The sequence below is a fragment of the Halomonas daqiaonensis genome, from assembly GCF_900109725.1.
Lineage (GTDB): Bacteria > Pseudomonadota > Gammaproteobacteria > Pseudomonadales > Halomonadaceae > Halomonas > Halomonas daqiaonensis.
Window position 1 is genome coordinate 80,979 of record NZ_FOBC01000006.1, and the last position, 26,673, is coordinate 107,651.

The window sequence follows — 26,673 nt, forward strand, 5'->3', positions numbered from 1 at the left end:
GCCTTCCCGCGGCGACGCCGTTGGCGCGGAGGAGAGACGATGCACGATCACGGTGTCTCCCTGGAGACGCTCTATCAGGCGCGTCGGCGCATCGCCGACAAGGTAGTGCGCACGCCACTGATACGCTCGGCGGCGTTATCGGAGCGCTTTGATGCCGAGATCCTGCTCAAGCTCGAGACCCACCAGCCCACCGGCGCCTTCAAGTTGCGTGGTGCCGTCAACATGCTCGTCGCGCTGATCGAGCGGCACGGCCGGGGGGCGCTGGCGGCCGGAGTGGTCACGGCCTCCACCGGCAACCACGGCCGGGCAGTGGCGTACGCCGCCTCATCCCTTGGCATACCGGCGGTGATCTGTCTCTCGCGGTTGGTACCGGACAACAAGGTCGCCGCCATCGAGGCGCTGGGTGCCGAGACGAGACGCGTCGGAGCCAGTCAGGATGAGGCTTTCGCGGAGGTCGAGCGGCTGGTGAGCGAGCACGGCATGACTCTGGTTCCGCCCTTCGATGACCCGCGGATCGTGGCGGGGCAGGGCACCATCGGCCTCGAGCTCATGGAGGACTGCCCGGACCTGGACCGGGTCATCGTGGGTCTCTCCGGTGGCGGCCTGCTGGGCGGCATCGGCGCGGCCGTGAAGGCGATTCGTCCGGCCTGCCGGGTCACCGGGGTGAGTCTGTCGCATGGCGCGGCCATGTGGGAGAGTCTCGAGGCTGGCCACCCCGTGGCGGTCGATGAGGTCGAGAGCCTGGGAGACTCTCTGGGCGGCGGCATCGGGCTCGACAATCGCTGCACCTTGGCCCTGGTGCGCGAGGTGATGGACGACCACCTCCAGGTCTCCGAGCGTGCCATCGCCACGGCCATGGTCGATATCCTCCAGGACGAGAAGCTGCTGGTGGAGGGCGCCGCCGCCGTGGGCCTGTCCGCCATCGAGGAGCATGGCCTGGATGTGCGAGGCCAGCGCGTGGCGCTGATCCTCTCCGGCAATGGCGTGTCGCTTGCGACTCTCGATCGGGCGCGTGCCCTGGCGGGACGCTGAGTTCCCTCTTCCCTGTGGAGATACTGATGAAGCTCTATCATCGCGATGCCATAGAAGGTGCCGTGGGGCTTGATGGCAACGCCTTGGCCGCCGTGGAGGCGGGCTTCGCCGCCCTGGGGCGTGGCGAGGTGGTGCAGCCGCCGATCCTTTCCATGGCCATCGAGGAAGCCAACGGCGAGGTGGACGTCAAGACGGCCCATATCCGTGGCGCCGAGCGCTTCGCCATCAAGGTCAGCCCCGGCTTCTTCGACAACCCCAAGCTGGGATTGCCCAGCCTCAATGGCCTGATGCTGGTCTTCTCGGCCAGGACCGGGCTGGTGGAGGCGGTGCTCTTCGACGAAGGCTACCTCACCCAGGTTCGCACGGCTCTGGCTGGCGCGATCGCCGCCAAGCAGCTGTCACGGGAGAACAGCCGACGGGTCACGGTACTGGGCGCAGGTGAGCAGGCCGAGCGGCAGGTGCAGGCGCTGCGCCTGGTGCGCGACCTCGATAGTGTCGACGTCTGGGCCCGCCGTCGCGAGGCCGCCGAGGGCTACGCCGAGCGGATGCGCGCGATGGGGCTGAGGGTAACCGTCCACGATGACGTGGCCGAGGCCTGTACCGCGGCGGATATCATCGTCACCACCACGCCGTCACACCTGCCATTGCTGCATGCCCGGGACTTGCCCGCGGGCGTGCATGTCACCGCCATGGGCTCGGACAGTGCGCAGAAGCGCGAGCTCGATGCCTCGGTGCTGATCCGGGCCGACGCCTTCGTCTGCGATAGCCGTGCCCAGAGTGAAGGCAACGGTGAGCTAAAGGCGTTCGAAGGCGGCGAAGTGCCTTTCAAGGTCCATGAGCTGGGCCGTGTGATTGCCGAGGGGCAGCGCTTGCGCCTGTCGGAGGACACGCTCACGGTGTGTGATCTCACCGGCACCGGTGTCCAGGATACCGCCATCGCCAACTTCGCCCTGGCGCAGCTCGTGTCCGGCTGAGCCCTGTCGCCGCAAGTCGACTTGTCGTCGCGGGACTCCTGGCGCAGGCTGGGATTTTCACCGATGAAAGGAGCAAGGGGATGGCAATGGTACTCGCCTTCGATGTCTACGGGACCCTGATCGACACCCATGGCGTGGTCGCCGAACTCGAACAGCGCCTTGCCGGGCAGGACCGTTCTGACCTGGCCCCGGCGTTCTCGCGGCGTTGGCGCGACAAGCAGCTGGAGTACAGCTTCCGGCGCGGCCTGATGGGTGCCTACGCGGACTTTTCCCTGTGTACCCGCGAAGCGCTGGAGTTCACCGACCGCGCCCTGCAGACGCGCTTCTCGGAGACCGACAAGGAACACCTGATGGGTGTCTATGCCCGGCTGCCGGCCTTTCCCGAGGCGTCGTCCGCACTGGATCGCCTCGCCGAGGCGGGGGTTCGATGCGTGGCCTTCTCCAACGGCAGCCGTGAGGCGGTCGAGGGGCTGCTCGAACAGGCAGGAATCCGCGAGCGCTTCGAGATGGTGGTCAGCGTCGATGAGGTCAAGCGATTCAAGCCCGACCCGGCGGTCTACGCGCATCTGCGTTACCGGCTGGAGAGCGAGCCCGGCGACACCTGGTTGATCTCCAGCAACTCCTTCGACGTCATCGGTGCCCGGTATGCCGGGCTGCATGCCGCCTGGATTCGCCGTGTTCCAGATGCTCCCTTCGATCCTTGGGGAATCGAGCCCGACATTACCGTCCCCGACCTCGATGCCCTGGCCGATCGGCTAGGCTAGCTGCACCAGCATGACACAACAGCGCCCCGCGACTGGAGAGCCGCGGGGCGCTGCTGTTTCCGTCGCTGGTGCGAGGAAAGCGCTGATCAGCCCTGCCAGGCGTGGCCGGCGAATGCCTCGTCGAGTTCCGGGTGGTTGACGTGGTTGGCGTAGTTGGAGAGCGTCTTGACCGCCAGGGCCAGCACGATCTGCAGCACCTGCTGCTCCTCGAAGCCGGCATCCAGGAAAGCCTTGGCGTCTGACTGAGTGGGTTTGCCCCGGGTTTCGAACATCACCTTGGTGAATTCACTCAGTGCGGCGAGGCGCTCGTCCGCAATCGGCTTGTCGTTGCGGAGCGCTTCCAGGACATCGGCCGGCACCTCTGACATCTTCTCACCCAGCATGCTGTGGGCGGACATGCAGTAGCTGCAGCCGTTGAGACGGCTGATGGTCAGGAACACGACTTCCTGCTCGGGCGGCGCGAAGCCGGAGTCCTCGCGGAACAGCTCGTAGCCGTGCAGGTAGGTGTCCAGCACGCCCGGGGCCTTGGCCATGCCTTCGTACATCTTGGGCACGAAGCCCAGCGTTTCGTTGGCCTTCTCGAGCAAAGGTTTTGCCTTGGCATCGGCGTTGTCGAGGGTCTGCGGAGCCAGTTGCATCTGATAGTCGGCGGACATGGTGTATGTCTCCTTTGTTGTCGTGGGTATTGCTGTTGCACCATTTAAGGATCGATCGTTCCAAAAATGGCGAGGAAAAAAACGTCAGCGTCGGAGTCCGTCCAGGAGCAGCTCGACCGCCTGTCCGGCCTGGTGGGTGTCTGACCCACTCTTCAGCAGGATCCTGAGCCCGGCCATGCCCATCGTCAGGTAGCTGGCCAGGGCCGCTGCATCCCGGTCCGGGTCGATATCACCTTCCGCCTGGGCTCGCTCCACTGCCTGCTGGAACAGTGCCGTGATGGCGGCGATGCTCTGGCGGGCATGCTGCGAGGGTAGGCCATCCTGCTGGCCGAGCTCGCTGGCGGAGTTGAAGATCAGGCAACCCAGTGCGGCGCGATCGCTGCCGGCCTCTTGTGCTGTCTCGCGGAACAAGCTCGCAAGGAAATCTACTGCCGAGGGAGATGCCTCGAGGCGGCGACCCAGACGTCCTACCAGAGACTCGCGATAGCGTCTCAGGGCTTCGAGGAATAGCTGCTCCTTGTTGCCGAAGGCCTGATAGAGGCTGCTGCGCGAGAGGCTCATGGCCGCGAGCAGGTCCCGGGTCGAAGCGCTTTCATAGCCTCGTGACCAGAAGACCTGCATGGCGGCGTTGGCAGCCTCGTCCGGGCTGAATGCGATAGGGCGTCCTCGTGTCATAGCGTTTAATTTAGTATCGATCGTTCCATAAATCAATGCGCGACAGATCATGCCCGCTTGCTATCGATGTAAGGAGCGTTTGGTTGCGTCGACAGAGTAGCCAGACGCCATCATCAACAGCATCACGCTCACGATGGCCGTAGAGGAGACCCCGAGCATGACGGAAAAGCATTCGCCGACAAGACGCTTCTGGCTGGGCGGCAAGCGGGCGGCCGAGCAGGACCGGTTCTTCCGTGAGGCCCTGGAGCCTCTGGGCTGGCAACTCGGGGACGAGCATGACTGGGATGCCGGTTGGATCACCGGTATGCCGGATGCCGCACAGTTCCGTCGGGTCTCGCCGACTCGCAGGATTAACCACTTTCCGGGCAATGCCGCGTTGACCGTCAAGAGCCGTCTCCACGACAGCCTTTCCACTTTGCGCGAGCGCATCCGGGACAGCCATGGCGCCCGGCATGATCTTGCCCGGCGACTGGAATTTTTCCCCCATGCCTACGTGATGCCCGGTGATTACCATGCGCTGCAGGATGCCGCCCTGGCCAACCCCGACCAGCGCTGGATCCTCAAGCCCACCAATGCCTCCAAGGGCAAGGGGGTACGCGTCCTGCAGGATGTCGCCGAGGCGCCGCTCGCCCAGGACTGGCTGGTACAGGAGTATGTGGCTAATCCTCACACCATTCGCGGCCACAAGTATGTGCTGCGACTCTATGTGCTGATTACCTCCCTGGAGCCGCTGCGTGTCTACCTCTATCGCCAGGGCTTCGCCAAGCTGGCCTCCGAGCCCTGGGATCCCGAGGATGCCGACAACCCCTTCAGCCAGCTGACCAATCCGGACATCAATGCCCTCAATGACCGAGCCGAGGTGCCGGTTGAGTTTATCGACCTCGACCGCTATCGACAGTGGTTGCGCGACCAGGGAAACGACGACGATGCTCTCTTCACGCGAATCGAGGATCTGGTGGCCTTGACTGCGATCTCCGCCGTGGACGCCATGCGCAGCCGTACGGCTCAGGCCGGCGCCGATCCGCGTGGCTGCTATGAGCTGCTGGGACTCGACTGCCTGGTGGACGACACCCTCAAACCGTGGATCCTGGAGTGCAACCTCAGCCCCTCGCTGGGGATCTGTGCCGCCCCGGAGACAGGAGGGCGCATCGAGGAAGCGGTCAAGGGCGGGCTGGTGCGTGACATGGTCTCGCTGATCGATATCCCTGGCGAGGCGCTCTCCGAAACGGCCGAGACGGATGCTGCCCTGCAGGGCCCCGGTTTCGCCGCTCGGTTGGTCGCCGAGGCCGAAGCCGAACAGGGTCGTGCCGGAGGTTTCCGTCGGCTGCTGCCGGCCGACGACCCAGAGCGTTACCTGCCCTATTTCACGTTGCCCACCCCGGCTGACCTGTCGCTGGCTGAAGGGCTGACAGGGCGTTCTCTGCCGCGCCCGCGACTACAGCGTCGCCACGTGGTGGAACTGGTCGATGAAGAGCGCCTTGCACTCTATGACACACGCAGCGGTCGCTATTATCGCCCTAACGACACGGCGGCCCTGACCTGGCTGCTGGCGACCGACGGGCTGGAGCCCGATGCCATCGCCGATGAGCTGGCTCACGCCACTACCGAGACGGGGGTGCCGGCAGAGCGTACGGCAATGCGGCGTGATGTGTGGAACACCCTGCACGACTGGTGCCTTACCGGCCTGCTCTGCCAGCAGGGCGTCGTGCCGCAAGCACTGGCGGGAGACCACGGCGCCAATGATCAGACGACGCCGGTGTCATCGTCAGGGCGGGCCATGAGACTCAGCCTGGACGGCCGTCACTGGAGACTGGACATGGGTAGCGGTCCCGCCCTGGCGCGGTTGACGACCTGGTTCGGCGAATGGCTGTCACCGATTGACGATGAGACTGCCAGCCGGCTTCCACGGCTGGCTGTACTGCGCGAGGCCGGCGGCTATGCGCTGGCCACCGACGATCGACTATTGGCCTCGCGGTTGACGCTGGCACAGCTGGGCCCAGTACTGATGGCGCATCTGATTCGACAAGCCGCGATGCCCGGTCGCCCGGTGATAGACGCTGGTCTACTGGTCACGCCGCAGGGTACCGGGGTGCTCTGCCTGCTACCCGACGAAGAGGAGAGTTGCCTGTTGATGCAGCGGCTAGGGGAGACCACGGGTGGCGTGCTGACCCGGGGCGTGCGCCTGGATCTGGCGAACCCGCAAACAGCCGAGCCTCTGGATTTCCCTCTGCCGGGCGTCACCGACATTGCCGAAACTGAGTTGCCCGACTCAGTGACAATTCGCGGCGTGCTGCTGCCGGCAGAAGTGTCTGCCAAGGAAACCCTCGCTCCGGTCGCCATGCTGGAGGTGCTTGGCGCCGTGCTTGCGAATTGCCTGACCGCCGATAACCAGGCACTGGATGCCCGGAGCGTGACGCTACTGAGCGATTGGCTCGCCACTCTTGACTCGAGCGCCGTGAAATCGGGACCGGATGCGCCGGATGCTGACTCTCTGGCCGAATGGCTGATCACTCGGTTAGAACCCGATCTTTCGGTCGGTCACCCTGCCATGGCGAAGGGATGATCCGGGGCACGAGCATACGGTGATGCGATGGCATCACCGATGACGAAGCCGGCCCCAAGAGCCGACTTCACTGCAAGACGGCATGCCCAGCATGTCGCCCAATGTGCATCAAGGAGGTCATGATCATGACACTACAAGATGAGAAGCGTCGTAGCCTGCTGAGTCGCCTCAGTCGTCAACTGGGCTATACGGCACCTACACTTGCCCTGGTTGCCAGCGGTGCTGCACTCCAGGCCGTTGCCAGCGAGACATCCCCTGAACTCGGCTATACCAATGGCCAGGAGGCCCCGCTGATGCTTGCCGAGGCTCACGCCGAGGGCGGCGCCGAAGCAGAAGGTGAGGCCGAGAGTGAAGCAGAAGGTGAGGCCGAGGGTGAAGCAGAAGGTGAGGCCGAGGGTGAAGCAGAAGGCGAGGGCGAAGCAGAGGGCTGAGCCTTTCGTTCCCCATCAGCGGGAAACCAGGCCCGTCACCAAGGTGGCGGCCTGGCCTCTTCCCTTTCCGCCTCAAGGCGGTTCCCTTACGTAACTCTCAGCGGAACCCACAGCGGAATTTCAAGGACATTCTCATGACATCATCTTTATCCCGGTCGTCTCCTTCCACGGCACTCCTCGTCGAGGAGAATCTACTGATCCTTGCCCAGCTCAGGAGCATGGTTGCGGACCTTACCCCTGAAGGTTATCGACAGGCGTTCGGCGAGCATGGACGTCACACCCTTGGCAAGCATGTGCGTCACATCATCGATCATTACGATGCCCTTCTCGATGGTCTCAACCGAGAAGCAGAGGGCATCGACTACGAGCAGCGCCGGCGCGATGAGGTCCTCGAGCAATGGCCGCAGCAAGCAGCGAGTCATCTGGCGGGCATCGAGGCCCGGCTGTTATCACTCGGGAATGGTTCGACGCCGGACGCGTTGTCTCTTGGCTACCCCACGGACGACCATACGCTCACCCTGCCGTCTAGCCTGAACCGAGAGCTGGCCTTCCTGACCAGTCACAGCATTCACCACATGGCGATCATCGCCCTCTTGGCCGAACAGTCGGGCATACATCTGCCCGAGACCTTCGGCGTGCATCCTTCCACCCTACGCCATTGGCAGCAGGCTTCTGCCGAGCAGGCGTCACTCTCGCGGAGGAGTGCCTGATGAAAGTCGCGACCCTGGGAATATGGCTGCTGGCGCTGATCCTGTCTGCCCCGGTGGCTGCTGAATCCCGCTGGCCTGAGCAGGGTTGGCAGGTGATGCCGACACCGCTGGCCTATGAGGAATTGCTGGAGGCCTTGCATGAAGCTGTCGAGGCCGAAGGCATGTTCGTTGTCACCGAGGCCGGGCCCACCGAGGCGGCGGCAAACAGAGGGGTGACCATTCCCGGCAATCGGGTAGTGGGCGTGTTTCGAAACGACTACGCCGTGCGGATCCTGAGGCTTAGCGTCCCGGCGATGATCGAAGCCCCCATGCGCTTCTATGTCACCGAAAATGATGATGGCAGCGCCACGCTCTCCTGGAAGACGCCGACGCATCTGCTTTCTCCATACATGGAGGCGGCCGATGAAGAACTGGAAACGGTGGCCCGCGAACTCGATACTTTGTTTGCCGCCATTGCGCAGCGTGCCACCGAGGTATCGGATTAGTGACGCATCTTCCTCGGTCAGGGATACTGCCACCTGCAGTTTGCCTGAGCGGCCTCCCCGTGGGTGCTTAACCCGTGCTTGCTCAGGGGCAGTCGGGTGGTTCGTTGCTCGTGGAGAGGGCCAGATGCGTGAACCAGGCCGTGGCGTCGACCTCGGCATTGTCGCCGTCGCTCATCAGGGCGAGGCCATCGATACTGTCGGGGCGGCTCCCGAAGAGTCGCCGGTAGTCCTCGCGGATATCCCGAACTTCCGCCACCCATTCGCCTACGCGCGCTTTGCCACTTTGCAGGGCCAGCAATTGGGCGCGTGAGGTGAAGGCATTGGGCCAGTTCGAGCCAGCAGGCTTGCTCGAGGCCCACACATAGTTCACCGACTCGACCTGCCAGGGCAGCAGACCCGTCTTGCGAGCGACATAGACCCTGGCCGGGTAATCGTCACCGGACTTGCGTGTCTCGTCGAGACCCTCATGGATTTCCGATACTTTCCAGCACCATTGCAGGTATGGTGTCTTGCGCAGGTCGATCTCGCGTTCCAGGTATTTCGCCGAGGCCTGTTGCCGCGCCCTGGCCTGAAGCACACGACTGCCTTGCCTTTCAATGACCCGGTACTCGGTTTCTCCCTCGAAGTTCCGAGTCGGCCAGGAGAGGATATCGGCTGGCGAAAAGTGCAGTTCATCTGCTGCTGTGGCTGGTCCTGCTGCCAGTGTCATCAGCGTCATCAGGCAGCAGGAGAACAAGGATCGAGTCATCGGGTAAGTCACTCCACTCATATCAAACGAACTGCCAGCTTACCTGCCTTCAGGGCTCTTCGGCATAACGCTGCTGGGCATCCACGACATAGGCCGATAACGCCGCCAATTCTTCGGAATCCCAGGGCAGCGGTTCTGCCCCCATGGGCGCTACCATGCAGATCTGCACCATTTCATTGGCATGCACGCTTGCCATGCCGAACTGGTTGCTTCCCATGGCAACCGCATGGGGGTAGGGGTTATTGAAGGTGTCCTGGTAGCCGTTCAGGCCGTCGGCACCATGGCAGCTGGCACATGCGAGGCCGTTAGCACTCAGGGAGGTATCCCTGTAAAGGGCTTCCCCTCTGGCGATCAGATCATCCGGGTTTTTCCCGGCTTCCTCGGCATAATTAGGAATATAGTCATCAGGGCGTGCCACCTCGGCATTTGATCCGGCCTCTGCCTCGGATTCGCCCTCTGCCTCAGCTTCGCCCTCTGCTTCGGCTTCACCCTTTGCCTCGGCTTCGCCCTCTGCCTCGGCGTCACTCGCAGCATGAGCACTGGCCAGCCAAAGGGTCGTATCATGTGGCTTCGTCACTCCCGCCTCTGTTGGGCTATTCTCTGCCAAGGCTTGGAAGGCCGCACCCCCGGCAATCAGTGCCAGTGCGGGGGCTGTGTAGGCAAGTTGGCGGCTAAGGCGGTCCAGTAGTTTGCGGCGCTTGTCGTCTTGTTTCGTCATGGTTTTCCTCCAGAAGATCTAGTCGATATCTTTCACTGTCACCCTCATTGCTGGCCGATCACCAATGAGCATGGCTCACTCGGCACTTGCCTTTGGTAGCTGGAGACTTGTCGGCCTTACAGACTGGATTCACACTAATTCAGCTTCCTCTCGCCGAATGGGCTCGGCCCCAAGGCACGCGGAGCTCAGGTCGGTAAGGTAAATCATTTCATCACGACTCAATGATTCAGCCGTTATGAACAAGGGGTTGTAATGTCCCGAGCCTATCTTGAAAGGGAGGTATCGCCATGAATGACCATCCTCTCGGCCCGGACGAGGATCGAGGCAGCCCATCCGCTACGCGGATGCAACGCCTGACGGATGTCAGGCCACGGCTGCTGTCCTTCGCTCGACTCCACCTGCGGCACAATGCCCAGGCCGAGGATGCCGTTCAGGAGACACTGATGGCGGCCATCGAGAAGGACACCAGCTTTGCCGGGCGTTCGGGGTACGAGACCTGGGTATTCGGCATTCTCAAGTACAAGATTCTGGATGCCATGCGGGCACAGAAGCGTCAGGGAATCTGGCAGCCTCTCGATGACGAGACCGGCGACGAGGCCATAGACCGACAGTTCCAGCAGAACGGACGCTGGCGAGAGGAGATGCGCCCCATGGGCTGGGGAGAGCCGGAGACTGTCTTCGAGAATGAGCGTTTCTGGCGGGTCTTCGATGCCTGCATGGTGGCACTGCCGGACAACATCGCGAGGGTCTTCTCCCTGCGCGAGCTAATGGGTCTTTCCACCGAGGATATCTGTCGGGAAACCGGTATCAAGGAGAACAATTGCTGGGTGATCCTGCATCGGGCAAGACTTCGCTTGCGTGCATGCATCGAGAAGGGTTGGCTCAAGGAGTAAGCAGCATGATGATGTGTAAACAAGCAACTCGCCTGATGTCACTCAAGCAGGATCGTCCCCTCAGCTTCCAGCAACGCCTCTCGCTGCGAATGCACCTCTTGATGTGCGGCGCCTGCAGGGAATGCGACAAGCAGTTCACCCTGCTGCACCAGGCCGGCAAGCGTTTCGACAACGAGGCATCCCATACGCCTGCACCTGATGACGATAGTCTATGACAACAGCAGTGGATGACCAGTACCTGATGATCAGGGCTGGCTCATCCACTGTCTAACCTTCAGTACGGAATTTTCAGTACGGAAGTAGGCCGGGGAGCTCGCGCGCCATCCTTCCCAGATCCTCAGACCTGTCCACATCCCAGAGGCGGGCCGGGCAGGCCAGCCGCCAGCCCAGTGCCTTGGCGCGCTCGCGCGTCTGTGCCATGACGCGGTCCGTGCCCCAGTCGATGGAGGCGAAGAGGCGTCGGTTGGCATGGCGAACCCCCACCAGCACATAGCCGCCATCCTCGGCGGGCAGGAAGACGGCGTCGGCCTCTGTCAGGGCAGCCTGGCAGCGGTACAGCAACCCTGGCGTTAGTACCGGACAGTCGCTGCCGATCAGCAGCCCCGGCTCTCCCATGTGCGCGAGGGCGTGATGCATGCGCTCGCCGAGATCGCCCTCGGGCTGGGGTCGAAGCTCGATCGCGTGGCGCGCGGCCAGTTCCAGGAACAGCGGGTGAGCGTGATCCAGCGCCGTCCAGAGGGTAATGCGATGGCACGCCGTGGTCTCGAGGGCCACTGCCAGGGTGTGTCGAAGCAGGCGCTCGTGGAGCCGGACCGCCTCTCCTTCGCTGATTGCAGGCACCAGGCGGGTCTTCACCTCCCCGGGGATCGGCGCCTTGGCGAGTATCGCCAGCGGAAAATCAGCGGACATGGCGATATTCCCGAGCCAGGCTCTCGGCTGGCTCGCCCCGCCAGTAGCGCCAGCGTAGCCGCCACATCAGGCGGATGGTGGCCCAGGCGCCATCCCGTTCCCAGCGACGGCCACTGCTGACGACCTTCTCCTTCAAACAGGCTGGCGGCGAGAGTCGCTTGAGTCGACGCGACATCTCTATATCTTCCATCAGCGGCTGGTCGGGAAAGCCGCCGACGGCCTCGAAGGCTTCGCGGGTCATGAACAGCCCCTGGTCGCCGGTGGCGATTCCTGTCAGGCGTGAGCGCAGGTTCATGGCGCGGGCGATGACGGGCAGCAATGGATGATGCCCTTCCAGCCGGATATCGAAACGCCCCCACACACTTTGGCCCGACAGGGCAGAGGCGATCGACAGGTCCGCGCCGGGGGGAAGGCGCGTGTCGGCATGCAGGAACAGCAGGTATCGTCCGCGGGCCTCGCGAGTCCCGGCATTCATCTGGCGAGCACGGCCGAGCGCTTCGACGATCACCCTTGATGCCAGAGGGCGAGCCCGGTCCACCGTATCATCGCGGCTGCCCCCGTCCACGACCACTATTTCCACACCGCCCTTCGCATCGCCGGTCTGCCGAGTAACAAGCCCGTTCAGCAGATCCTCGATCTTGGCGGCTTCATTCAACGTCGGGATGATGATACTCAGCGTCGGCGTATTCGGCATGCAGGCGTTGCCTCTCCAGCCCCGGGGCTCAGTCGGCCTCGACCATGCGGTGGAACTGCCAGGCTTCTTCCAGGCGCTGTTCGAAGGGACCTTCATCGGGGTAGAGCTCCGCCACCCGGATGCTCGGCGTGAGGCTCGCCTGGTCGGGCGCCTGGCTGTCATTGCTGAGTGCGATGGCCCTGTGCAATCGCTCCCCGATCTGCCGTGCCTTCTCGATATCGGCTCCCATCAGCAGGGCGGTGATTTCGGTGGCGCGATAGCGACCGGTCAGGTCGGCATCCTCGGCGACCTCTACCACCAGTTGAGCCAGGTCCTGCAACTGCTGGTCGCCGGCGTCCCGGCCGAAGAGCTTGTTGATGGTGGGGAGTTCTTCCAGCCTCGCCGATACGAGGGCCATGGGGAGTCCAAGGCGTCGACATAGTTGGCAGGCGGCCTCGGCCTGTTCGCGAAAGCTCGTGCGATTGAGCAGTCCCGTGCAGGCGTCATGGCCATCCGTCGAGGAGAGCGCCAGTTCGTTCTCGACCATGCTGGCCAGGTCGTCGAGCAGCTCGGCATCCGCTGTTCCGAAGGCACGAGGCTTGGGGTCGACCAGGCAGAGGGTGCCGACTTTCTCGCCGCTACGCAGGTAGAGGGGCCGTCCGGCGTAGAAGCGGACGAAGGGAGCGCCCACCACACCGGGGTAGTCGTGGAAGAGGGGATCGACATGGGTATCGGGAACCACCATTTGCGCGTCGCGCTCCAGCGTCTTGTGACAGAAGGCGATGTCGCGTGAGGTCTCCGTGACATCCTGGCCTTGCCGAGACTTGAACCATTGGCGATCACGATCCAGCAGGCTGATCAGCGCGGTAGAGACGCCGAACAGCCGGCATGCCAACCGCGTGAGGCGGTCGAAGCGTGCCTCGGCGGGAGTGTCCAGTAGGCCCAGGCCTGCAAGTGCCGCGAGCCGTCGTTCCTCCCGCTGTGCTTCGTGGGTGATGAACCAGTCGAGTACCTTTTCAGGCGGCAGAGGGCGCGAGATCAGATAACCCTGGGCCAGATCGCATTTCAGCTCGTCGAGATAATCCAGTGTCTCCTGGTCCTCGACGCCTTCGGCGGTGGTGTTCAGACCCAGGCTGCGGCCCAGCTCCACCACCGAACGGATCACCGCACGCGATTCCTCGGAATCGTTGGCCGTCATCACGAAACGCTTGTCGACCTTGAGCTCAGAAAAGGGCAGACGGACCAGCTGCACCATGGAGGAGTAGCCGGTGCCGAAGTCGTCGATGGAAAGCTGGAAGCCCTGCAGGCGCAACCGGGTCAGGGTATCCAGCGAAGTGGTGGCATCCTGCATGGCACTGGTCTCGGTGAGTTCGAGCACGATGCGCTGGGGTGCAATGCCACGATCACGGCAGTGCTGCAGGATGGTGTCGAACAGCTCACCGTTCTCGAGAGATCGAGCAGAGATATTCAGTGACAGTAGGGTATCCTGAAGGACGTGCTGCCCGACCCGCCGGGCGGTGTCGTTCGATGAGATATCGGCCAGCCAGTCGAGGGACTGCTCGGTGACCTGCAGGGTGAGGCGATCGATCAGGCCGTGGTCCTCTGCCAGGGGGATGAAGATGTCCGGGGGGATAAAACCCAACTGGGGATGATGCCAGCGGGCCAGTGCCTCGAAACCCACAATGGTACCGGTATGACAGCGTACCTTGGGCTGGTAGGCCAGGCGGATATGGCCCAGGGTCAGCGCTTCCTCCAGGTCTTCGACGCTGGCTTCCCGGGAAGGATATCGTTCGCTCACCGAGTCGTCGGTGGTCCCCCCTTTCTCGATGGCCTTGTGCAAGAGCTCGCGAAGCGCCGAAGCCGAGAAGGGCTTGGCAATCACGCCGACGATGTCCAAGCCGTGCTCTCTTGCCGAGCGTGCAGCGGCGTCCAGCACCCGGCTACCCACACCGCTGGTGATGATCAGTCGGGCCCGGCAGCCACGCCTGGCCAGTTCGGCCATCACCTCCACGCCGTCCATCTCCGGCATGATCAGGTCGAGGGCCAGGATATCCGGATGCCAACGAGTTGCCTCTTCGAAGAAAGCGCTTGGCGAGATGAGGTGTCGCGCCTCGAAGCCGGCGAAATCGGCGATGCGTGCAATGGTCTCGCCGGTCATCGACTCGTCGTCGAGGATCAGCAGGCGCGGCGGCTTTCCCTTGCCGGGTGGCTCAGTCTTCATCCAGGGTCTCTCTGATCACTTTCAGCAGGGCGACGGGGCGGTAGGGCTTGCCGAGGAATCGGACGCCCTCGTCCAGTCTGCCGTTGTGGACGATGGCATTCTCGGTATAGCCGGAGGTGTAGACCACCTTGAGATCGGGCCTCAGTCGGCGGGCAGCGATGGCAAGTTCTCTGCCGGTCATGCCCCCCGGCATCATGACGTCGGTGAAGAGAAGCGCGATAGTGGTGTCATCGGCGAGAATCGCCAGGGCGCTCGGGCCATCCTTTGCCTGCCGCACACCATACCCGGCAGCCTCGAGTTGCGCCACGACATACTTCCTGACCGCTTCGTCGTCCTCGACCACCAGCAGTGTCTCGCTGCCGCTCAGGCGGCTTTCCTCCCTTGGCAGGGGTTGCGGATCGGCGGCGGCTTGCCGGATACGTGGCAGGTAGAGCTTGATGGTGGTGCCTTCTCCTTCCTCGGAGTAGAGGTTGACGTGTCCGGCAGACTGCTTGAGGAAGCCGAAGACCATGCTCAGGCCCAGCCCCGTTCCCTTACCCTTTTCCTTGGTAGTGAAGAACGGCTCGAAGACGCGTTCCCGAATGGCCTCGGGTATGCCCGTGCCGGTATCGCTGACCGCGACGCAGACATAGTCGCCTGGTGCCAGCTCCAGATGACTGTCGGCGTACTGTGCCGAGAGGGAGGTGTTGCGGGTCTCGATGGTCAGTTGACCGCCATCGGGCATGGCATCCCGGGCGTTGATGGAGAGGTTGAGGATCGCGCTTTCGAGCTGGGAGGGATCGATATTGGCCGACCAGAGACCACCCCCTGGATGGAAGCTCAATTCGATCTGGTCTCCTAGGGTTCGCCGCAGCATCTCGGTCAACCCATGGATCAAGCGATTGATGTCGGTGGGCTGGGGAGCCAGTGCCTGGCGACGGGCAAAGGCGAGCAGGCGCTGGGTCAGGTCGGCCCCTCGCTGGGCGCTGTCGGCGACGGCCTGGGCGAGGGGGCTGAGGCGGGTGTCGTCCGCCAGCGCCTCGACGAGCAGGTCGGCATTGCCCATCACTACCGTCAGCAGGTTGTTGAAGTCGTGGGCCATGCCTCCCGTCAAGTGACCGATGGCCTCCATGCGATGCGCTTCCTGAAGCTGCGCCTCGAGGCGTTTCTTCTCGGTGACGGTGCGGAAGTAGACCGCCAGGCCCTCCTCTCCCGGGTAGGCATTGACCTCGAACCAGTGGGCGAGGGGCGGGAAATAGAAGGTGAATTGCTGCGCCTCGCCGGATTCGATAGCGGCATGATAGCAGGCCCAGAGCTCGCTCTCCTGAGCCTCGGGAAACGCGTCCCAGACGCTGTGGCCCAGGAGTTCGGCGGCGGATCGCTTCAGTACGCGTTCCGCCTGGTGATTGAGGTAGGAGAAGCACCAGTTCTCATCGAGCAGGTAGAAGGCGTCGCCCATGTTCTCGAGGCTGCGGGTCAGCCGCTGCGCCAGCGACCGCTGGTGGGTTTCTGCCTCGCGTTGGGCGGTGATGTCCTCGATGACCGCGACCAGGCTGACGATGGTACCGTGCATATCGCGCTGGGCAGAGACGCTGTTTCGGCACCAGGCTATCCCGCCGCGGTAGTCCAGCAGGCGTTTCTCGATGACAAAGCTATTCGTCGTCCCGGCTAGCAGGCGCCTGAGCTCATCGGTATTGGTCTGCCTGTCGTCGGGATGCGTCAGGGCAAGGAAGTCCGTGGCCCTCAGCTCTTCCTCGGAATAGCCGACCATGTCGCAGAAGGCCTGATTCGCATACAGGAAGCGACCTTGGGTGTCGGCCTGCACGATGCCGGTGGCAGCCTCGGCAAAGAGCCGGCGCCAGTGCTCCTCGCTGCTGCGATGGCGCTCGAGCAGGGTCTTGAGCTCCCGAGCACGTGCGATCAGCTCCAGGTTCGTGGGTTCGATGGTCGGCGCGTCGTCGAGATAGTCGGTCACGTCCTCGGTACGGTGCAGGATCAGCGAAAGCCGTTGTTGTTCGTCGAAGACCGGGACATTGATGGGGCTCCAGTAGCGCTCCTCGAAGCCGCCCGTCGCGGGATCGGGAATCGGATAGCGCAGGACGGGCATGGTGTCGGGCTGGCCATAGCGCTTGACTCTCTCCAGCGACGCACTCAGCTCCTCGACCCCCGCGGCATTCGAACGGTCGGGCGTCACCGGGAAGACGTCGAACAGCTGGCGCCCGATGATGGCCTCGCGATCGGTATAGGTCGCCTCAAGGTAGGCATCACTGACCCCGACGATCCGGTAGTCGTCGGCGGTCAGGACGAGATAGAGGCCCGGGGCGGATTCGAAGATAGCGCGAAACTGATCCTTGAGGGCCTGTTCGCGGGCCAATAGCTCGCGATTGCGCCTCTCCGCGGCATTGCGTTCGGTGACCTCATGCACCACCGAGAGCACAGAGACGACGCGACACTGATCATCGAGCTGGATGGAGTTGTGCCATTCGCATTCGACCAGGGTCCCTGCCCGGGTCAGGTTGCGGTTGGTCGAGACATGTTGCGGCTCAGCACCCGCGAGGAGTCGACGAATCACCTCGGCGACGGCCTCGGCATCCTCGGGGAAAACGAAGGCAAAGTCGAAGGGATGAAGACCGATGACGGCGTCGGCCGGCCAGCCGAACAGGGTCTCGGCGTGTCTCGACCAGCGCGCGATGCGAAAGTCGCTGTCCCACTCGATCACCGCCAGGGGCAGGTTATCGCGATGGAAACTGAGCAGCTCATGGACATGTTGAGAGGTATGGCCACGTGTTCCGGGATCATCGCGCATCGTATCGATCTCCGTGATGGTCGGGCCTGTCTGCCACTATCACGCAATGCCTGACGTGGATCAATGGGCTAGCTCGATCACCCGACCGCCGGCATCCTCGGCGTCTTCCCGGTCGTGGGTGACCAGCAGGCTGGGCAGGCCGGCATCGCGCAGGCGGCCGAATACCAGCTGACGCATCTCGTGGCGCAAACGGGTGTCGAGCTTGGAGAAGGGTTCGTCGAGCAATACCGCGCAGGGCGCCGACAGCAGCAGGCGCATCAACGCCACCCGGGCCTTCTGGCCGCCGGAGAGGGTGGCCGGGTCGCGGTCAGCGAAGCCGGCCAGGCCAATGTTTTCCAGTGCTTGTTCGACCCGAGCGGCCTTGTCGTCAACCGACCGGGGCAGACCGAAACCCAGGTTGCCTGCCACGGAAAGATGAGGAAACAGCAGCGGGTCCTGGAAGAGCAGTCCCATGCCCCGTTTCTCGGCGGGCAGGGCGCCAATGTCCTGCCCATCCAGCAGCACCTGGCCTCTGGCCTGGAACTCGGGCGCCAGGAAACCGGCGAGATAGGCCAGCAAGGTCGACTTGCCCGAGCCGGAGGGGCCCATGACAGTGAGGACCTCACCGGGACCGATCTCGGCCTCCAGCTCGAGCAGGACCTGGTCGCCCAACTGGATACAGATGTCACGGAGTTCGAGGCGATGCGTGGCGGTCATGGGGCTCCCTGCATGGCACGGCGATTCGACCATAGTAACCTGGGCAGGCCGATGGCGATGATGAAGCCCGCCAGCGGCAGGCAGGCCTGGACCAGTGCCCAGACGCCGATGACGCGGCGATTGCCGCCGGCGGCCAGCGATACGGCCTCGGTGGTCACGGTGGTCACGCGTCCGGCGCCCAGCAACTGGGTGGGCAGGTACTGGCCGATGCTGACCGCCAGCCCCACGGCCATGGCGGTGAGAATCGGGGCCAGCAGCATCGGCAAGCGGACTCGGCAGAAGGCCCCGTTGTGCGAGGCGCCCAGCGTCAACGCCAGATGTGACCAGCGGGGATCGAAGCGGCGGTAGGCCTCGGACAGCGACAGGAAGACATAGGGCAACACGAACAGCAGGTGGCCGAAGATGACCAGCGCATGGGTCGGTCGGGTGCCGAGCTGTTCCATCATCACCACCAGGCCGAACAGGAAGGCGATCTGCGGCACGATCAGCGGCAGGTAGAGCAGCCACAGGGCCCGCGAAGGATGTCGGCCGGTGCGCTGCTCATTCTCCAGCGCCCCCAGCGCCAGGACCGCGGCGAGCAGCGTCGCCACCAGGGCAATCAGCGCCGTCGAGGCGATTGGTCCGGCGAGCGAGGGCAGTGCTCGAGCCCAGTGGCTGGCCGTGAAACTGCCGGGCAAGGCATCCGGAAAACGCCAGAAGCCGGCCACGGAGTTGATTGCCAGGCCGGCGATGCCGATGAAGGCGGTTACGGAAGCCAGCAATATTAGGCTCTTGCCGGCCAGGCGCAGGCCATTTTCGCCTCTCTCGCGTCCACCGCGCGCGATCCAACACCCCATCAGCCTGGCCACGAGCCGCTCCAGTCCCCACCATAATGCCAGCGCCGAGGCGGTCACCCCCAGCTGCAGGATCGCGCCGGCCGAGGCCATGAAACGCATGTCGAGGTCGGGGTCGCTGAACCAGGACAGTATCGAGACGGCCAGCGTGGGTGGCAGAGTGGGGCCGAGGATCATCGCCACATCCACGACCGAGGAGGCGAAAGCGACCACCGCGAACACCGGCAGGCGGATGAGCGGGTAGAGTGACGGAGCGACCACCTTCCACCAGGCCAGCGTCGGGCGATAGCCCAGCGAGCGAGCCATGGCCACCCGGCGTTCGGCGTCTAGCTGGGGCAGGGCCGCCAGGCTCATCAACAGCAGGAAGGGAATCTCCTTGATCACCAGTCCTGCGATCAGCGACAGCCCCCAGGGGTCCTGAACGATCAGCAGGTCCGGGGGGCGCTCCCAGCCGGTCAGCCCCGGCGAGGTGAGGCGAGCGATCAGTCCTGAAGGAGCAATAAGGAAGGCAAGGCCGAAGGCCGCCGCGGCATGGGGAATGGAGAGCAGCGGCGAGACCAGCCGCCGGATCCAGCGATCAAAGCGACTACCGGTCACGGCGGCCAGATAGAGCAGCACCACCGCCAGTGATACGGCCGTGGCGATGAGCCCGCTGGCGAGACTGACCGCGATCGAACGCCAGATGCCGGGTTGGGCAAACAGGGCCCGCCAGGGATCGAGTGACAGGCTCTCCCCGCCCAGGGCCGGCAGGTAACCGAAGGCCGGCAGCAGGGCCATGGTCAGGCCGCCCAGTATCGGCGCGACCAGCAGGATGACGATCAGCACGGGCGCCAGGTGCAGCATCATCGGACGGGCCTCACTGCGGCGCACCGGGCGGGGATCCTTGTCATCAATTGCCGATGTAGCGTGCCTGCCAGGCGTCCTGCAAGGCTGTCATCCAACTGGGATGCGGCTCGGGCAGCGTCTGTTGCAGGGCGCCTGCCGGCAGCATCGCCGGGTTGCTTTCGTCCAGGCGGAACATGGCCCGGCTGTCGTCATCGAGGCGAGACACATCCAGCACGGTGCGATCCCCCCAGACGTCGAGGTCCTGCTTGTGTGCCTGGGCCTCGGGCGAGAGCAGGAAGTCGGCGACCACCATGGCGCCGGCCTTGTGGGGCGAATTGTAGGGAATGGCCACGAAATGAACGTTGCCCAGGGTCCCTTCGTCCAGCACGTAGCTGCGCGTACTGGGCGGCAACTCGTAGTCGGCCACCGCCGCGGCCGGCTCCGAGGGATAGAAGGTGAAGGCCAGCGACAGTTCCCCATCGCCCATCAGGCTGCGCATCTCGGGCCCGGTGGCGGGGAACTGGCGACCGCTGCGCCACAGGTGGGGGTGAAGCGCGTCCAGGTAGTCCCACAACGGGGCGGTAACGGCCGTGAAGTCGCTCTCCTCGGCCGGGGCGTAGAGCGCCTCGTCCTCGTCGGTCAGTGAGATCAGCGCCTGCTTGAGAAAAGTGCTGCCGGTGAAGTCGGGAATCCGCGGGTAGGTGAAGCGCCCGGGGTTGGCCTCGGCCCACTCCAGCAGGGCATGGATATCCTGCGGAGGCGTCTCGATGGCTTGGCTATCCCCGCCGAGCTCATCACTATCATAGTAGAAGGTGATCTGGGCCTTGCCCCAGGGCGACTCGAATCCTTGGGTGGGCAGGGTGAAGTCGGTGACCACCTCGGGATTGTGCTCGGGGTAGGTAAGCGCGAAGTTCGGCAGCGACTCGGCGAAGGGGCCGAACAGCAGGTCGTTGTCGCGCATGGCGGCGAAGTTCTCGCCGTTGATCCAGATGAGGTCAACGCTGCCGTCGTCGTCATTGCCGGCTTGCTTCTCTGCCAGTACCCGGGAGACCGCTTCGGCGGTATCGCCGATCTTGACGTGGGTGAGCGCAATCTCGAACTGCTCGTCGACCCGCTCGGCTACCCAGTCGATATAGTCGTTGGTGCGCTGGTCGCCGGACCATGCGTACCAGTAGACGGCCTGGCCGCGAGCCTCGTCGAGCACGGCCTCCCAGTCGGTCGGATCGGGGGCTGCGGCGACAGGGCCGGCGAGCAGCAGGGCGAGAGGGGCGGCGGCAGCAACAGCGAGCGGGTGAATCGGCATCGTGGGTTCCTTATCTGGGCAATGGGCGTGTTTGGATAAACTACGCTCGGCCATCGGTTGTTCGGTCTCGGTCGGTGAGTGCCTTCTCGAGGGTGCCGAATTCCCGCTGCACACGCTCGATGGTCGCCGTGGAAAGATAGTGGTCGACGCGGTCGCGGACATGGGCGACGAGGGCATCGTCGCTCAGCTCGCTCGACCAGTCTTCGCCCCCGGCGGAGGCATCGCGCTCGAGACGGTGGCTGGTGCGCCACTTCGCGCACCAGGTCAGCGACCAGAGCCACATGGCGCGGCGACAGTTGAGCAGGTTCCTCGTATCGGTGAGGCCGGTCCTGGCCATCCAATGACGGTAGAAGGCCACCACTTCAGCGGGTGTCAGTTCGGCATAGCTATCCAGATCCCAGGTGGTAGAGGTGTAGAGGCTGGCGTGGGCCAGGTCGAAGCCCGACAGGCCGTAGCGGCATTTCTCCAGGTCGACCAGCACCGCGCATCCAGACTCGGTGGTCAGGAAGTTTCCCGGGTGGGCATCGAAGCTGATCAGCCGTGGCTCGGCGCCAGGCCCTTGAGGCAGGTGCTGGGGAAGGGCGGTCAATTCGGCCTCGATCAGCTGTCTGGCGTCGGCATCCAGCCCAGCCTCGTCGAGGAAGCGTGCCTGTCCTCTGACCTCCTCGAGCATCGCCGCCCAGGGATCGGCGGGTGACAGCAGCGGCGGGCGTGCCCTGGTCTCGGGCAGGTCCAGCACGTGGAAGCTGGCCAGCGCCTCGGCGATGGCGGGAAGATCCTCCGGGAGTCGGGCCGGGCGTCCTCGGATGGCACTGACCAGCAGCCCGCCCCTCGGCAGCGCCGGGCTAGGTGGGAGGATGCCGTGCAGGGCTGGGGCATGGCCGCCCTGGCTGGCGCGGGCAAAACAGGCCGCCTGATAATCGAGGTTGGCGGTGGGGGCGAGTCCCATCTGGCTCTGCTTTGGCAACCGCGCCACCCAGTCGATCTGTTCGCGCTCGAGCCACACATGATGGTGGGCCAGGCCCGTATCGGCCATCGGGTGCATTGCCTTGATGCCCGCCTCAAGACCGGCGTGTCGCAGGGCCTCGGCCAGGGGACGGCAGAGGCCCTGTCGGGCCTGTGATGAGGCATGACTGGAGGTGGTATCCGGCATGACGCTCCTCGATGTCTGGGCTGTCGGTCACTGATGGTCGCACGAGGGGGGACCTTCCTTACATCGCCATTGATAGTGTGGGGCAGTTTTCGAGATCGGCTCGAGCGGATGCAGGCTATTGCTGCTCCCGCCCCTACTGCCTACGCTGATATCGGTAATGACTGAACCAGTGTCCCCCGATGAGGCTCTCAGGGACATGAATCGCAGGGCGGGCACGAGATGAGGAATCCAGATCGCAGGGGCATGACCGGGCGCATCCTGATGCTGGCCAGTCTGCTGTGCCTGGCAATCGGTGCCTTGCTGGCTTGGCAGGTCCAGGCGCAGCAGGGTGAGCGTACCGCCCTGGTGATGACCGTTGAGGGCGCCATCGGGCCAGCCATCAGCGACTATTTCCAGCGTGGCCTGGAACTTGCCGAAGGGCGCGGGGCCGAGCTGGTCATGGTGGAGATGGACACCCCCGGTGGACTCGATGCCTCGATGCGCGACATGATCCAGGCGATGCTGTCCTCGGGCGTACCGGTCGCCATCCATGTCACGCCGGCGGGAGCCCGGGCGGCCAGTGCCGGCACCTACCTGCTTTATGCCAGCCACGTGGCGGCCATGGCGCCGGCCACCCATCTCGGGTCGGCGACTCCGGTGCAGATGGGGGGTGGCGGCCTGCCGGGAATTGGCGGCGAGGCTGAAGAGGAGAGCCAGGGCGAGGCCAACGATCAGGCTGCCGAGGAGGAAGCGGCCGATACGGAAGCCGCGGAAGAGACGGCGAACGACGAGCCGCGCCGCGGCGAGACCGCCATGGAGCGCAAAGTGCTGGAGGACGCGGTGGCCTATATCCGCTCGCTCGCAGAGCGCCACGGTCGCAATGCCGAGTGGGCGGAACAGGCCGTGCGTGAGGCCGTCAACCTGACCGCCAGTGAGGCGCTCGAGAACAACGTCATCGACGTGGTGGCCCGGGACCTCGACGACCTGCTCGAGCAGATCGACGGTCGCAGCGTGGTAATGGACGATGGCGAGCGCACCCTGGCGACCGCCGATCTTGTCATCGAGCGCTTCGATCCCGACTGGCGCACCAAGCTGCTGGCTGTGATCACCAACCCCAATGTTGCCTACTTCCTGATGATCATCGGCTTCTACGGGTTGATCTTCGAGCTGTCCAACCCCGGTAGCCTGATACCGGGCACCATCGGCATCATCTCCCTGCTGCTGGCGCTGTTCGCCTTCCAGGTGCTGCCGGTCAACTACGCCGGCCTGGCGCTGATCCTGGTGGGGCTGGGGCTGATCGTGGGCGAGGCTTTGATGCCCAGTTTCGGTATTCTCGGGATAGGCGGCATCGTCGCCTTCGTGATCGGATCGGTGATGCTGATGGATGCAGATAACCTGAACATTTCGCTACCGATGATCGGCGGTATCGCCCTGCTGGCGGCAGGCCTGATGCTGTGGGTGGTGACCCGCTTCATCGGGCTGCGACGCCGCGCGCCCCGCACCGGGCAGGAGGAACTCGTCGGTAGCGAGGCCACCGCCGTCGAAGATTTCGAGGGAAAAGGCCATGTGCGGCTGATGGGTGAGCGCTGGAATGCGCGCAGCACGCAGCCGCTGACCCGCGGACAGGCGGTCCGGGTGACGGCGGTCGAGGGCCTGACCCTGGAGGTGGAGCCGTTAGACGCGTCGTCCTGAGGCTCTGGCAAGATCCCCGGCGCCTACCGTCGCCGGACACATCGAAGGAGAGCAAACCATGTTGATTTCCTATCTCGTTCCGGTCGTCCTGCTGGTCATGCTGCTGGCAGCGTCGATTCGCATCCTTCCCGAATACAAGCGCGGGGTAGTGTTCTTTCTCGGTCGCTTCCAGTCGGTGAAGGGGCCGGGCCTGCTGATCATCATTCCCGGCATCCAGAAGATGGAGGTGGTCGACCTGCGGGTGATCACCATGGATGTGCCGGAGCAGGACGTCATTTCCCAGGACAACGTCACCGTCAAGGTCAACGCGGTGCTCTACTTCCGGGTGGTGGACCCTGAAAAGGCGATTATCCAGGTGGAGCACTTCGTCAATGCCACCAGCCAGCTGGCCCAGACCACGCTGCGCTCGGTGCTCGGCAAACATGATCTCGACGAGATGCTTTCCGAGCGCGACAAGCTCAACGATGATATCCAGGAGATCATCGACAGCTCCGCCGAGAGCTGGGGCATCAAGGTGGCCAACGTGGAGATCAAGCATGTCGACCTCGACGAAAGCATGATCCGAGCCATTGCCCGCCAGGCCGAAGCCGAGCGCGAGCGTCGTGCCAAGGTGATCCACGCCGAGGGCGAGCTGCAGGCCTCCAAGAAACTGGTCGAGGCGGCTAACGTGATGTCCGAGAACTCCGCCGCGCTGCAGTTGCGGTACCTGCAGACCATGAGCGACATGAGTACCAAGAACGCCTCCACCATCGTCTTCCCGTTGCCCATGGACATCATGGAGGCCTTCAAGCACATGAAGGCGTCGCCAGCCGCCAGGGCCCGTACCGGCGGGACTACCCCGGACGATAGCGACGCCTCCTGATCCTGCCCGCCGAGTCCCCGGGATTCCGCCGCGGCCACCCCAAGGTCGCGGCAGGACTATCGCAGATAACAGTATTGGCGCCCCTCGCTAAAGCCAACTGCAATAGCCCTAACGGTCGCGGCAGTCCGGGTGCAGCATGGCCTCCGCTCTGCTAGAATCCTTCGCTCTTGTCGCGCCCATTCCTTGGACTTTCGTCTGATGGCACGCCTTTGATGCAGAGCAAGGGATCCAGCAGAACATGATGACTTCCCTGGCAGGACTGGCCACGCCGCCCTAGCGTACCCCCTCCTATCTTCAGGCGATGCCACCGTCTTCGGTGCGCTATCGCTCGACATCACGATGATGTCTCTGGCGCCCCTGTGCGTCACCTGGCGGTTTCCGCTTTCTCCCGAATCTGCCATCGGCGACAACGCTTACCCGGGCCCATCCATCACCCCCTCCCTGACTGGACCGCATCATGTACGAAAAAATGAAACTGAGTTGGTTTTCCAACCTCAAGGGCGACACCCTCGCGGGCATCGTCGTCGCCCTGGCGCTGATTCCCGAGGCAATCGCCTTTTCCATCATCGCCGGCGTCGACCCCAAGGTGGGCCTCTATGCCTCCTTCGCGATCTGCGTGATCATCGCCTTCACCGGCGGACGCTCGGGAATGATCTCTGCGGCTACCGGCGCCATGGCGCTGCTGATGATCACCCTGGTCAAGGAGCACGGCCTGGAGTACCTGCTGGCAGCCACTCTGCTAACCGGCGTGCTGCAGATCATCGCCGGTTATCTGAAGCTCGCCGACCTGATGCGCTTCGTCTCGCGTTCTGTGGTCACCGGCTTCGTCAACGCCCTGGCAATCCTGATATTCATGGCCCAGCTACCGGAATTGACCGGCGTGACCTGGCACGTCTATGCCATGACGCTGGCCGGCCTGGCGATCATCTACGGCTTCCCTCTGTTGCCGGTGATCGGCAAGGCCATTCCTTCGCCGCTGGTGTGTATCGTGGTGCTCACCGCCGTCTACCTGCTGACGGGAATGGATATCCGCAGCGTCGGCGACATGGGTGAGCTGCCGGATAGCCTGCCGATCTTCCTGTGGCCCGAGGTTCCGCTCAACCTCGAGACGCTGATGATCATCCTGCCCTACTCGCTGATGCTGACCGTGGTGGGCCTGCTGGAGTCGATGATGACCGCCACCATCATCGATGACCTCACCGATACCCGCAGCGACAAGAACCGCGAGTGTAAGGGCCAGGGCATCGCCAATATCGGTTCCGGCCTGCTCGGCGGGATGGCGGGCTGTGCGATGATTGGCCAGTCGGTGATCAACATCAAGTCCGGCGGTCGCCGTCGCATGTCGACCCTGATCGCCGGTGTCGCGTTGCTGCTGATGGTGGTGTTCCTGGCCGACTGGGTCTCGCAGATTCCCATGGCGGCCCTGGTGGCGGTGATGATCATGGTGGCCATCGGGACGTTCAGCTGGAGCTCCATCAAGGACCTCAAGAAGCACCCGATGAGCACCAATATGGTAATGGTGGCCACCGTGGTGGTGACGGTGAGCACTCACAACCTGGCCATCGGCGTCTTCGTCGGTGTGCTGCTTGCCGCCATGAACTTCGCCAACAAGGTGGGCAACATCCTCTACGTCGGCAGCGAAGAAACCGACGATGGCAATGCGCGCATCTACAAGGTGGTGGGGCAGGTGTTCTTCGCTTCCTCTGAGCGCTTCGGCGAGGCCTTCGACTTCAAGGAGACGCTGGAAAAGGTCACCATCGACCTGTCGCGCGCCCACTTCTGGGACATCACCGCCGTCCAGACCCTGGACCGCATCGTGATCAAGTTCCGCCGCGAAGGCACCGAGGTGGAGATGATCGGCCTCAACGAGGCCAGTGCCACCATCGTCGATCGCTTCGCCGTGCATGACGACCCCGAGGCCGTCGAGAAACTGATGGGAGGTCACTGACATGGAAGAACAGGTAATGGCCGCCAACCCCCAGACCGCCGAGGCGGATCTCGCTGGAAGCCACCTGACCGGCGACATCGTCTCCAAACCGCATGGGGGGTTGATCCATGTCCTAGGCAAGCTGCCTTCGATCGGGTAGAAACGA

General features: G+C 63.9%; 25 protein-coding genes. 13 read left to right on the forward strand and 12 right to left on the reverse strand.

Features of this window, described 5'->3' with window-relative positions; all coding sequences use genetic code 11:
* The first annotated feature begins 39 nt into the window (after window positions 1–39).
* From eutB to BMY30_RS06310, 3 genes are all read left to right on the forward strand, one after another.
* The gene (eutB, locus tag BMY30_RS06300) at window positions 40–1,032 is read left to right on the forward strand and encodes a hydroxyectoine utilization dehydratase EutB (protein WP_089711708.1); all 993 of its coding nucleotides are present in this window, start codon (window positions 40–42) and stop codon (window positions 1,030–1,032) included.
* A gap of 26 nt (window positions 1,033–1,058) precedes the next feature.
* On the forward strand, window positions 1,059–2,006 hold the full coding sequence (locus tag BMY30_RS06305; RefSeq protein ID WP_089711710.1) for a cyclodeaminase: 948 nt from the start codon (window positions 1,059–1,061) through the stop codon (window positions 2,004–2,006).
* A gap of 80 nt (window positions 2,007–2,086) precedes the next feature.
* A complete protein-coding gene (locus BMY30_RS06310) occupies window positions 2,087–2,770 on the forward strand; it encodes a haloacid dehalogenase type II (RefSeq protein ID WP_089711712.1) in 684 nt (227 codons plus the stop codon).
* An 86-nt stretch (window positions 2,771–2,856) separates the two neighbouring features.
* Here the strand turns inward: BMY30_RS06310 and BMY30_RS06315 are convergent, their stop codons facing one another.
* Together BMY30_RS06315 and BMY30_RS06320 are read right to left on the reverse strand one after the other, a co-directional pair.
* Complete coding sequence (locus BMY30_RS06315) at window positions 2,857–3,426, reverse strand: carboxymuconolactone decarboxylase family protein (RefSeq protein WP_089711715.1); 570 nt, start codon at window positions 3,424–3,426, stop codon at window positions 2,857–2,859.
* Between the two features lie 84 nt (window positions 3,427–3,510).
* On the reverse strand, window positions 3,511–4,101 hold the full coding sequence (locus tag BMY30_RS06320) for a TetR/AcrR family transcriptional regulator (RefSeq protein WP_170840085.1): 591 nt from the start codon (window positions 4,099–4,101) through the stop codon (window positions 3,511–3,513).
* Window positions 4,102–4,258: 157 nt separating this feature from the next.
* Between BMY30_RS06320 and BMY30_RS06325 the strand changes: the two genes are divergently transcribed.
* The 4 genes from BMY30_RS06325 (at window position 4,259) to BMY30_RS06340 (ending at window position 8,290) form a co-directional block, all read left to right on the forward strand.
* Window positions 4,259–6,664 (forward strand): amylase, encoded by a 2,406-nt coding sequence (locus tag BMY30_RS06325; RefSeq protein WP_170840086.1) that lies wholly within the window; start codon window positions 4,259–4,261, stop codon window positions 6,662–6,664.
* Window positions 6,665–6,789: 125 nt separating this feature from the next.
* A complete protein-coding gene (locus BMY30_RS17820; protein WP_170840087.1) occupies window positions 6,790–7,095 on the forward strand; it encodes a hypothetical protein in 306 nt (101 codons plus the stop codon).
* A gap of 134 nt (window positions 7,096–7,229) precedes the next feature.
* On the forward strand, window positions 7,230–7,805 hold the full coding sequence (locus BMY30_RS06335) for a DinB family protein (protein ID WP_089711721.1): 576 nt from the start codon (window positions 7,230–7,232) through the stop codon (window positions 7,803–7,805).
* The gene (locus tag BMY30_RS06340) at window positions 7,805–8,290 is read left to right on the forward strand and encodes a DUF302 domain-containing protein (RefSeq protein ID WP_089711723.1); all 486 of its coding nucleotides are present in this window, start codon (window positions 7,805–7,807) and stop codon (window positions 8,288–8,290) included. The genes BMY30_RS06335 and BMY30_RS06340 overlap by 1 nt, the downstream gene beginning before the upstream one ends.
* Window positions 8,291–8,372: 82 nt before the next feature.
* On the opposite strand, the gene BMY30_RS06345 is transcribed toward BMY30_RS06340, so the two are convergent.
* Together BMY30_RS06345 and BMY30_RS17825 are read right to left on the reverse strand one after the other, a co-directional pair.
* Window positions 8,373–9,038: a DUF3047 domain-containing protein gene (locus tag BMY30_RS06345; RefSeq protein ID WP_089711725.1), complete on the reverse strand. Its 666-nt coding sequence runs from the start codon at window positions 9,036–9,038 to the stop codon at window positions 8,373–8,375.
* A gap of 49 nt (window positions 9,039–9,087) precedes the next feature.
* Window positions 9,088–9,756, reverse strand: a complete 669-nt coding sequence (locus BMY30_RS17825; protein WP_089711727.1) for a c-type cytochrome — start codon at window positions 9,754–9,756, stop codon at window positions 9,088–9,090.
* Window positions 9,757–10,043: 287 nt separating this feature from the next.
* On the opposite strand from BMY30_RS17825, the gene BMY30_RS06355 reads away from it, so the two are divergent.
* Together BMY30_RS06355 and BMY30_RS06360 are read left to right on the forward strand one after the other, a co-directional pair.
* Window positions 10,044–10,649: a sigma-70 family RNA polymerase sigma factor gene (locus BMY30_RS06355; RefSeq protein WP_244516135.1), complete on the forward strand. Its 606-nt coding sequence runs from the start codon at window positions 10,044–10,046 to the stop codon at window positions 10,647–10,649.
* A 5-nt stretch (window positions 10,650–10,654) separates the two neighbouring features.
* Window positions 10,655–10,864: a zf-HC2 domain-containing protein gene (locus tag BMY30_RS06360; protein ID WP_089711730.1), complete on the forward strand. Its 210-nt coding sequence runs from the start codon at window positions 10,655–10,657 to the stop codon at window positions 10,862–10,864.
* Window positions 10,865–10,937: 73 nt separating this feature from the next.
* Here the strand turns inward: BMY30_RS06360 and BMY30_RS06365 are convergent, their stop codons facing one another.
* Genes BMY30_RS06365 through BMY30_RS06400 form a run of 8 tightly spaced genes read right to left on the reverse strand, consistent with a single transcriptional unit; the run spans window position 10,938 to window position 22,047 of the window.
* The gene (locus tag BMY30_RS06365; RefSeq protein ID WP_089711732.1) at window positions 10,938–11,558 is read right to left on the reverse strand and encodes a TIGR04282 family arsenosugar biosynthesis glycosyltransferase; all 621 of its coding nucleotides are present in this window, start codon (window positions 11,556–11,558) and stop codon (window positions 10,938–10,940) included.
* Entirely contained in the window at window positions 11,548–12,252 is a 705-nt protein-coding gene (locus BMY30_RS06370) for a TIGR04283 family arsenosugar biosynthesis glycosyltransferase (RefSeq protein ID WP_089711734.1), read from the reverse strand. Before BMY30_RS06370 ends, BMY30_RS06365 begins: the two co-directional genes overlap by 11 nt.
* 28 nt (window positions 12,253–12,280) lie before the next feature.
* The gene (locus BMY30_RS06375) at window positions 12,281–14,452 is read right to left on the reverse strand and encodes an EAL domain-containing protein (RefSeq protein WP_089711736.1); all 2,172 of its coding nucleotides are present in this window, start codon (window positions 14,450–14,452) and stop codon (window positions 12,281–12,283) included.
* Window positions 14,442–17,237 (reverse strand): hybrid sensor histidine kinase/response regulator, encoded by a 2,796-nt coding sequence (locus tag BMY30_RS06380; protein WP_089711738.1) that lies wholly within the window; start codon window positions 17,235–17,237, stop codon window positions 14,442–14,444. Before BMY30_RS06380 ends, BMY30_RS06375 begins: the two co-directional genes overlap by 11 nt.
* Window positions 17,238–17,297: 60 nt before the next feature.
* Window positions 17,298–17,933 carry an ATP-binding cassette domain-containing protein gene (locus tag BMY30_RS06385; RefSeq protein WP_170840088.1) on the reverse strand — a complete coding sequence of 212 codons (636 nt, stop codon included), beginning with the start codon at window positions 17,931–17,933 and terminating at the stop codon, window positions 17,298–17,300.
* Complete coding sequence (locus BMY30_RS06390; RefSeq protein ID WP_089711952.1) at window positions 17,930–19,609, reverse strand: ABC transporter permease; 1,680 nt, start codon at window positions 19,607–19,609, stop codon at window positions 17,930–17,932. Before BMY30_RS06390 ends, BMY30_RS06385 begins: the two co-directional genes overlap by 4 nt.
* Window positions 19,610–19,655: 46 nt before the next feature.
* A complete protein-coding gene (locus BMY30_RS06395) occupies window positions 19,656–20,894 on the reverse strand; it encodes an ABC transporter substrate-binding protein (RefSeq protein WP_089711742.1) in 1,239 nt (412 codons plus the stop codon).
* 40 nt (window positions 20,895–20,934) lie between these two features.
* Window positions 20,935–22,047, reverse strand: a complete 1,113-nt coding sequence (locus BMY30_RS06400) for a phosphotransferase (protein WP_089711744.1) — start codon at window positions 22,045–22,047, stop codon at window positions 20,935–20,937.
* 243 nt (window positions 22,048–22,290) lie between these two features.
* Between BMY30_RS06400 and BMY30_RS06405 the strand changes: the two genes are divergently transcribed.
* The 4 genes from BMY30_RS06405 (at window position 22,291) to BMY30_RS17830 (ending at window position 26,667) form a co-directional block, all read left to right on the forward strand.
* Window positions 22,291–23,718, forward strand: coding sequence for an NfeD family protein (locus BMY30_RS06405; protein ID WP_089711746.1), 1,428 nt, complete (start codon window positions 22,291–22,293; stop codon window positions 23,716–23,718).
* Window positions 23,719–23,776: 58 nt separating this feature from the next.
* Window positions 23,777–24,580 (forward strand): slipin family protein, encoded by an 804-nt coding sequence (locus tag BMY30_RS06410; protein WP_089711748.1) that lies wholly within the window; start codon window positions 23,777–23,779, stop codon window positions 24,578–24,580.
* Window positions 24,581–25,037: 457 nt separating this feature from the next.
* Window positions 25,038–26,528, forward strand: a complete 1,491-nt coding sequence (locus tag BMY30_RS06415; RefSeq protein WP_089711749.1) for a SulP family inorganic anion transporter — start codon at window positions 25,038–25,040, stop codon at window positions 26,526–26,528.
* 1 nt (window position 26,529) lies between these two features.
* Complete coding sequence (locus BMY30_RS17830; RefSeq protein WP_170840089.1) at window positions 26,530–26,667, forward strand: hypothetical protein; 138 nt, start codon at window positions 26,530–26,532, stop codon at window positions 26,665–26,667.
* The last annotated feature ends 6 nt before the right edge of the window (window positions 26,668–26,673 follow it).

What these genes read in the sequence shown, in the direction of transcription:
- BMY30_RS17830 (WP_170840089.1), top strand. Translation starts at nt 26,530, where the DNA reads ATGGAAGAACAGGTAATGGCCGCCAACCCCCAGACCGCCGAGGCGGAT.
- BMY30_RS06360 (WP_089711730.1), top strand. Translation starts at nt 10,655, where the DNA reads ATGATGATGTGTAAACAAGCAACTCGCCTGATGTCACTCAAGCAGGAT.
- BMY30_RS06395 (WP_089711742.1), bottom strand. Translation starts at nt 20,894, where the DNA reads ATGCCGATTCACCCGCTCGCTGTTGCTGCCGCCGCCCCTCTCGCCCTG.
- BMY30_RS06315 (WP_089711715.1), bottom strand. Translation starts at nt 3,426, where the DNA reads ATGTCCGCCGACTATCAGATGCAACTGGCTCCGCAGACCCTCGACAAC.
- BMY30_RS06365 (WP_089711732.1), bottom strand. Translation starts at nt 11,558, where the DNA reads ATGTCCGCTGATTTTCCGCTGGCGATACTCGCCAAGGCGCCGATCCCC.
- BMY30_RS06355 (WP_244516135.1), top strand. Translation starts at nt 10,044, where the DNA reads ATGAATGACCATCCTCTCGGCCCGGACGAGGATCGAGGCAGCCCATCC.
- BMY30_RS06405 (WP_089711746.1), top strand. Translation starts at nt 22,291, where the DNA reads ATGACCGGGCGCATCCTGATGCTGGCCAGTCTGCTGTGCCTGGCAATC.
- BMY30_RS06310 (WP_089711712.1), top strand. Translation starts at nt 2,087, where the DNA reads ATGGCAATGGTACTCGCCTTCGATGTCTACGGGACCCTGATCGACACC.
- BMY30_RS06415 (WP_089711749.1), top strand. Translation starts at nt 25,038, where the DNA reads ATGTACGAAAAAATGAAACTGAGTTGGTTTTCCAACCTCAAGGGCGAC.
- BMY30_RS17825 (WP_089711727.1), bottom strand. Translation starts at nt 9,756, where the DNA reads ATGACGAAACAAGACGACAAGCGCCGCAAACTACTGGACCGCCTTAGC.
- BMY30_RS06335 (WP_089711721.1), top strand. Translation starts at nt 7,230, where the DNA reads ATGACATCATCTTTATCCCGGTCGTCTCCTTCCACGGCACTCCTCGTC.
- BMY30_RS06400 (WP_089711744.1), bottom strand. Translation starts at nt 22,047, where the DNA reads ATGCCGGATACCACCTCCAGTCATGCCTCATCACAGGCCCGACAGGGC.
- BMY30_RS06340 (WP_089711723.1), top strand. Translation starts at nt 7,805, where the DNA reads ATGAAAGTCGCGACCCTGGGAATATGGCTGCTGGCGCTGATCCTGTCT.
- BMY30_RS06380 (WP_089711738.1), bottom strand. Translation starts at nt 17,237, where the DNA reads ATGCGCGATGATCCCGGAACACGTGGCCATACCTCTCAACATGTCCAT.
- BMY30_RS06410 (WP_089711748.1), top strand. Translation starts at nt 23,777, where the DNA reads ATGTTGATTTCCTATCTCGTTCCGGTCGTCCTGCTGGTCATGCTGCTG.
- BMY30_RS06325 (WP_170840086.1), top strand. Translation starts at nt 4,259, where the DNA reads ATGACGGAAAAGCATTCGCCGACAAGACGCTTCTGGCTGGGCGGCAAG.
- BMY30_RS06345 (WP_089711725.1), bottom strand. Translation starts at nt 9,038, where the DNA reads ATGACTCGATCCTTGTTCTCCTGCTGCCTGATGACGCTGATGACACTG.
- BMY30_RS06370 (WP_089711734.1), bottom strand. Translation starts at nt 12,252, where the DNA reads ATGCCGAATACGCCGACGCTGAGTATCATCATCCCGACGTTGAATGAA.
- BMY30_RS06320 (WP_170840085.1), bottom strand. Translation starts at nt 4,101, where the DNA reads ATGACACGAGGACGCCCTATCGCATTCAGCCCGGACGAGGCTGCCAAC.
- BMY30_RS06385 (WP_170840088.1), bottom strand. Translation starts at nt 17,933, where the DNA reads ATGACCGCCACGCATCGCCTCGAACTCCGTGACATCTGTATCCAGTTG.
- BMY30_RS06375 (WP_089711736.1), bottom strand. Translation starts at nt 14,452, where the DNA reads ATGAAGACTGAGCCACCCGGCAAGGGAAAGCCGCCGCGCCTGCTGATC.
- eutB (WP_089711708.1), top strand. Translation starts at nt 40, where the DNA reads ATGCACGATCACGGTGTCTCCCTGGAGACGCTCTATCAGGCGCGTCGG.
- BMY30_RS06305 (WP_089711710.1), top strand. Translation starts at nt 1,059, where the DNA reads ATGAAGCTCTATCATCGCGATGCCATAGAAGGTGCCGTGGGGCTTGAT.
- BMY30_RS06390 (WP_089711952.1), bottom strand. Translation starts at nt 19,609, where the DNA reads ATGCTGCACCTGGCGCCCGTGCTGATCGTCATCCTGCTGGTCGCGCCG.
- BMY30_RS17820 (WP_170840087.1), top strand. Translation starts at nt 6,790, where the DNA reads ATGACACTACAAGATGAGAAGCGTCGTAGCCTGCTGAGTCGCCTCAGT.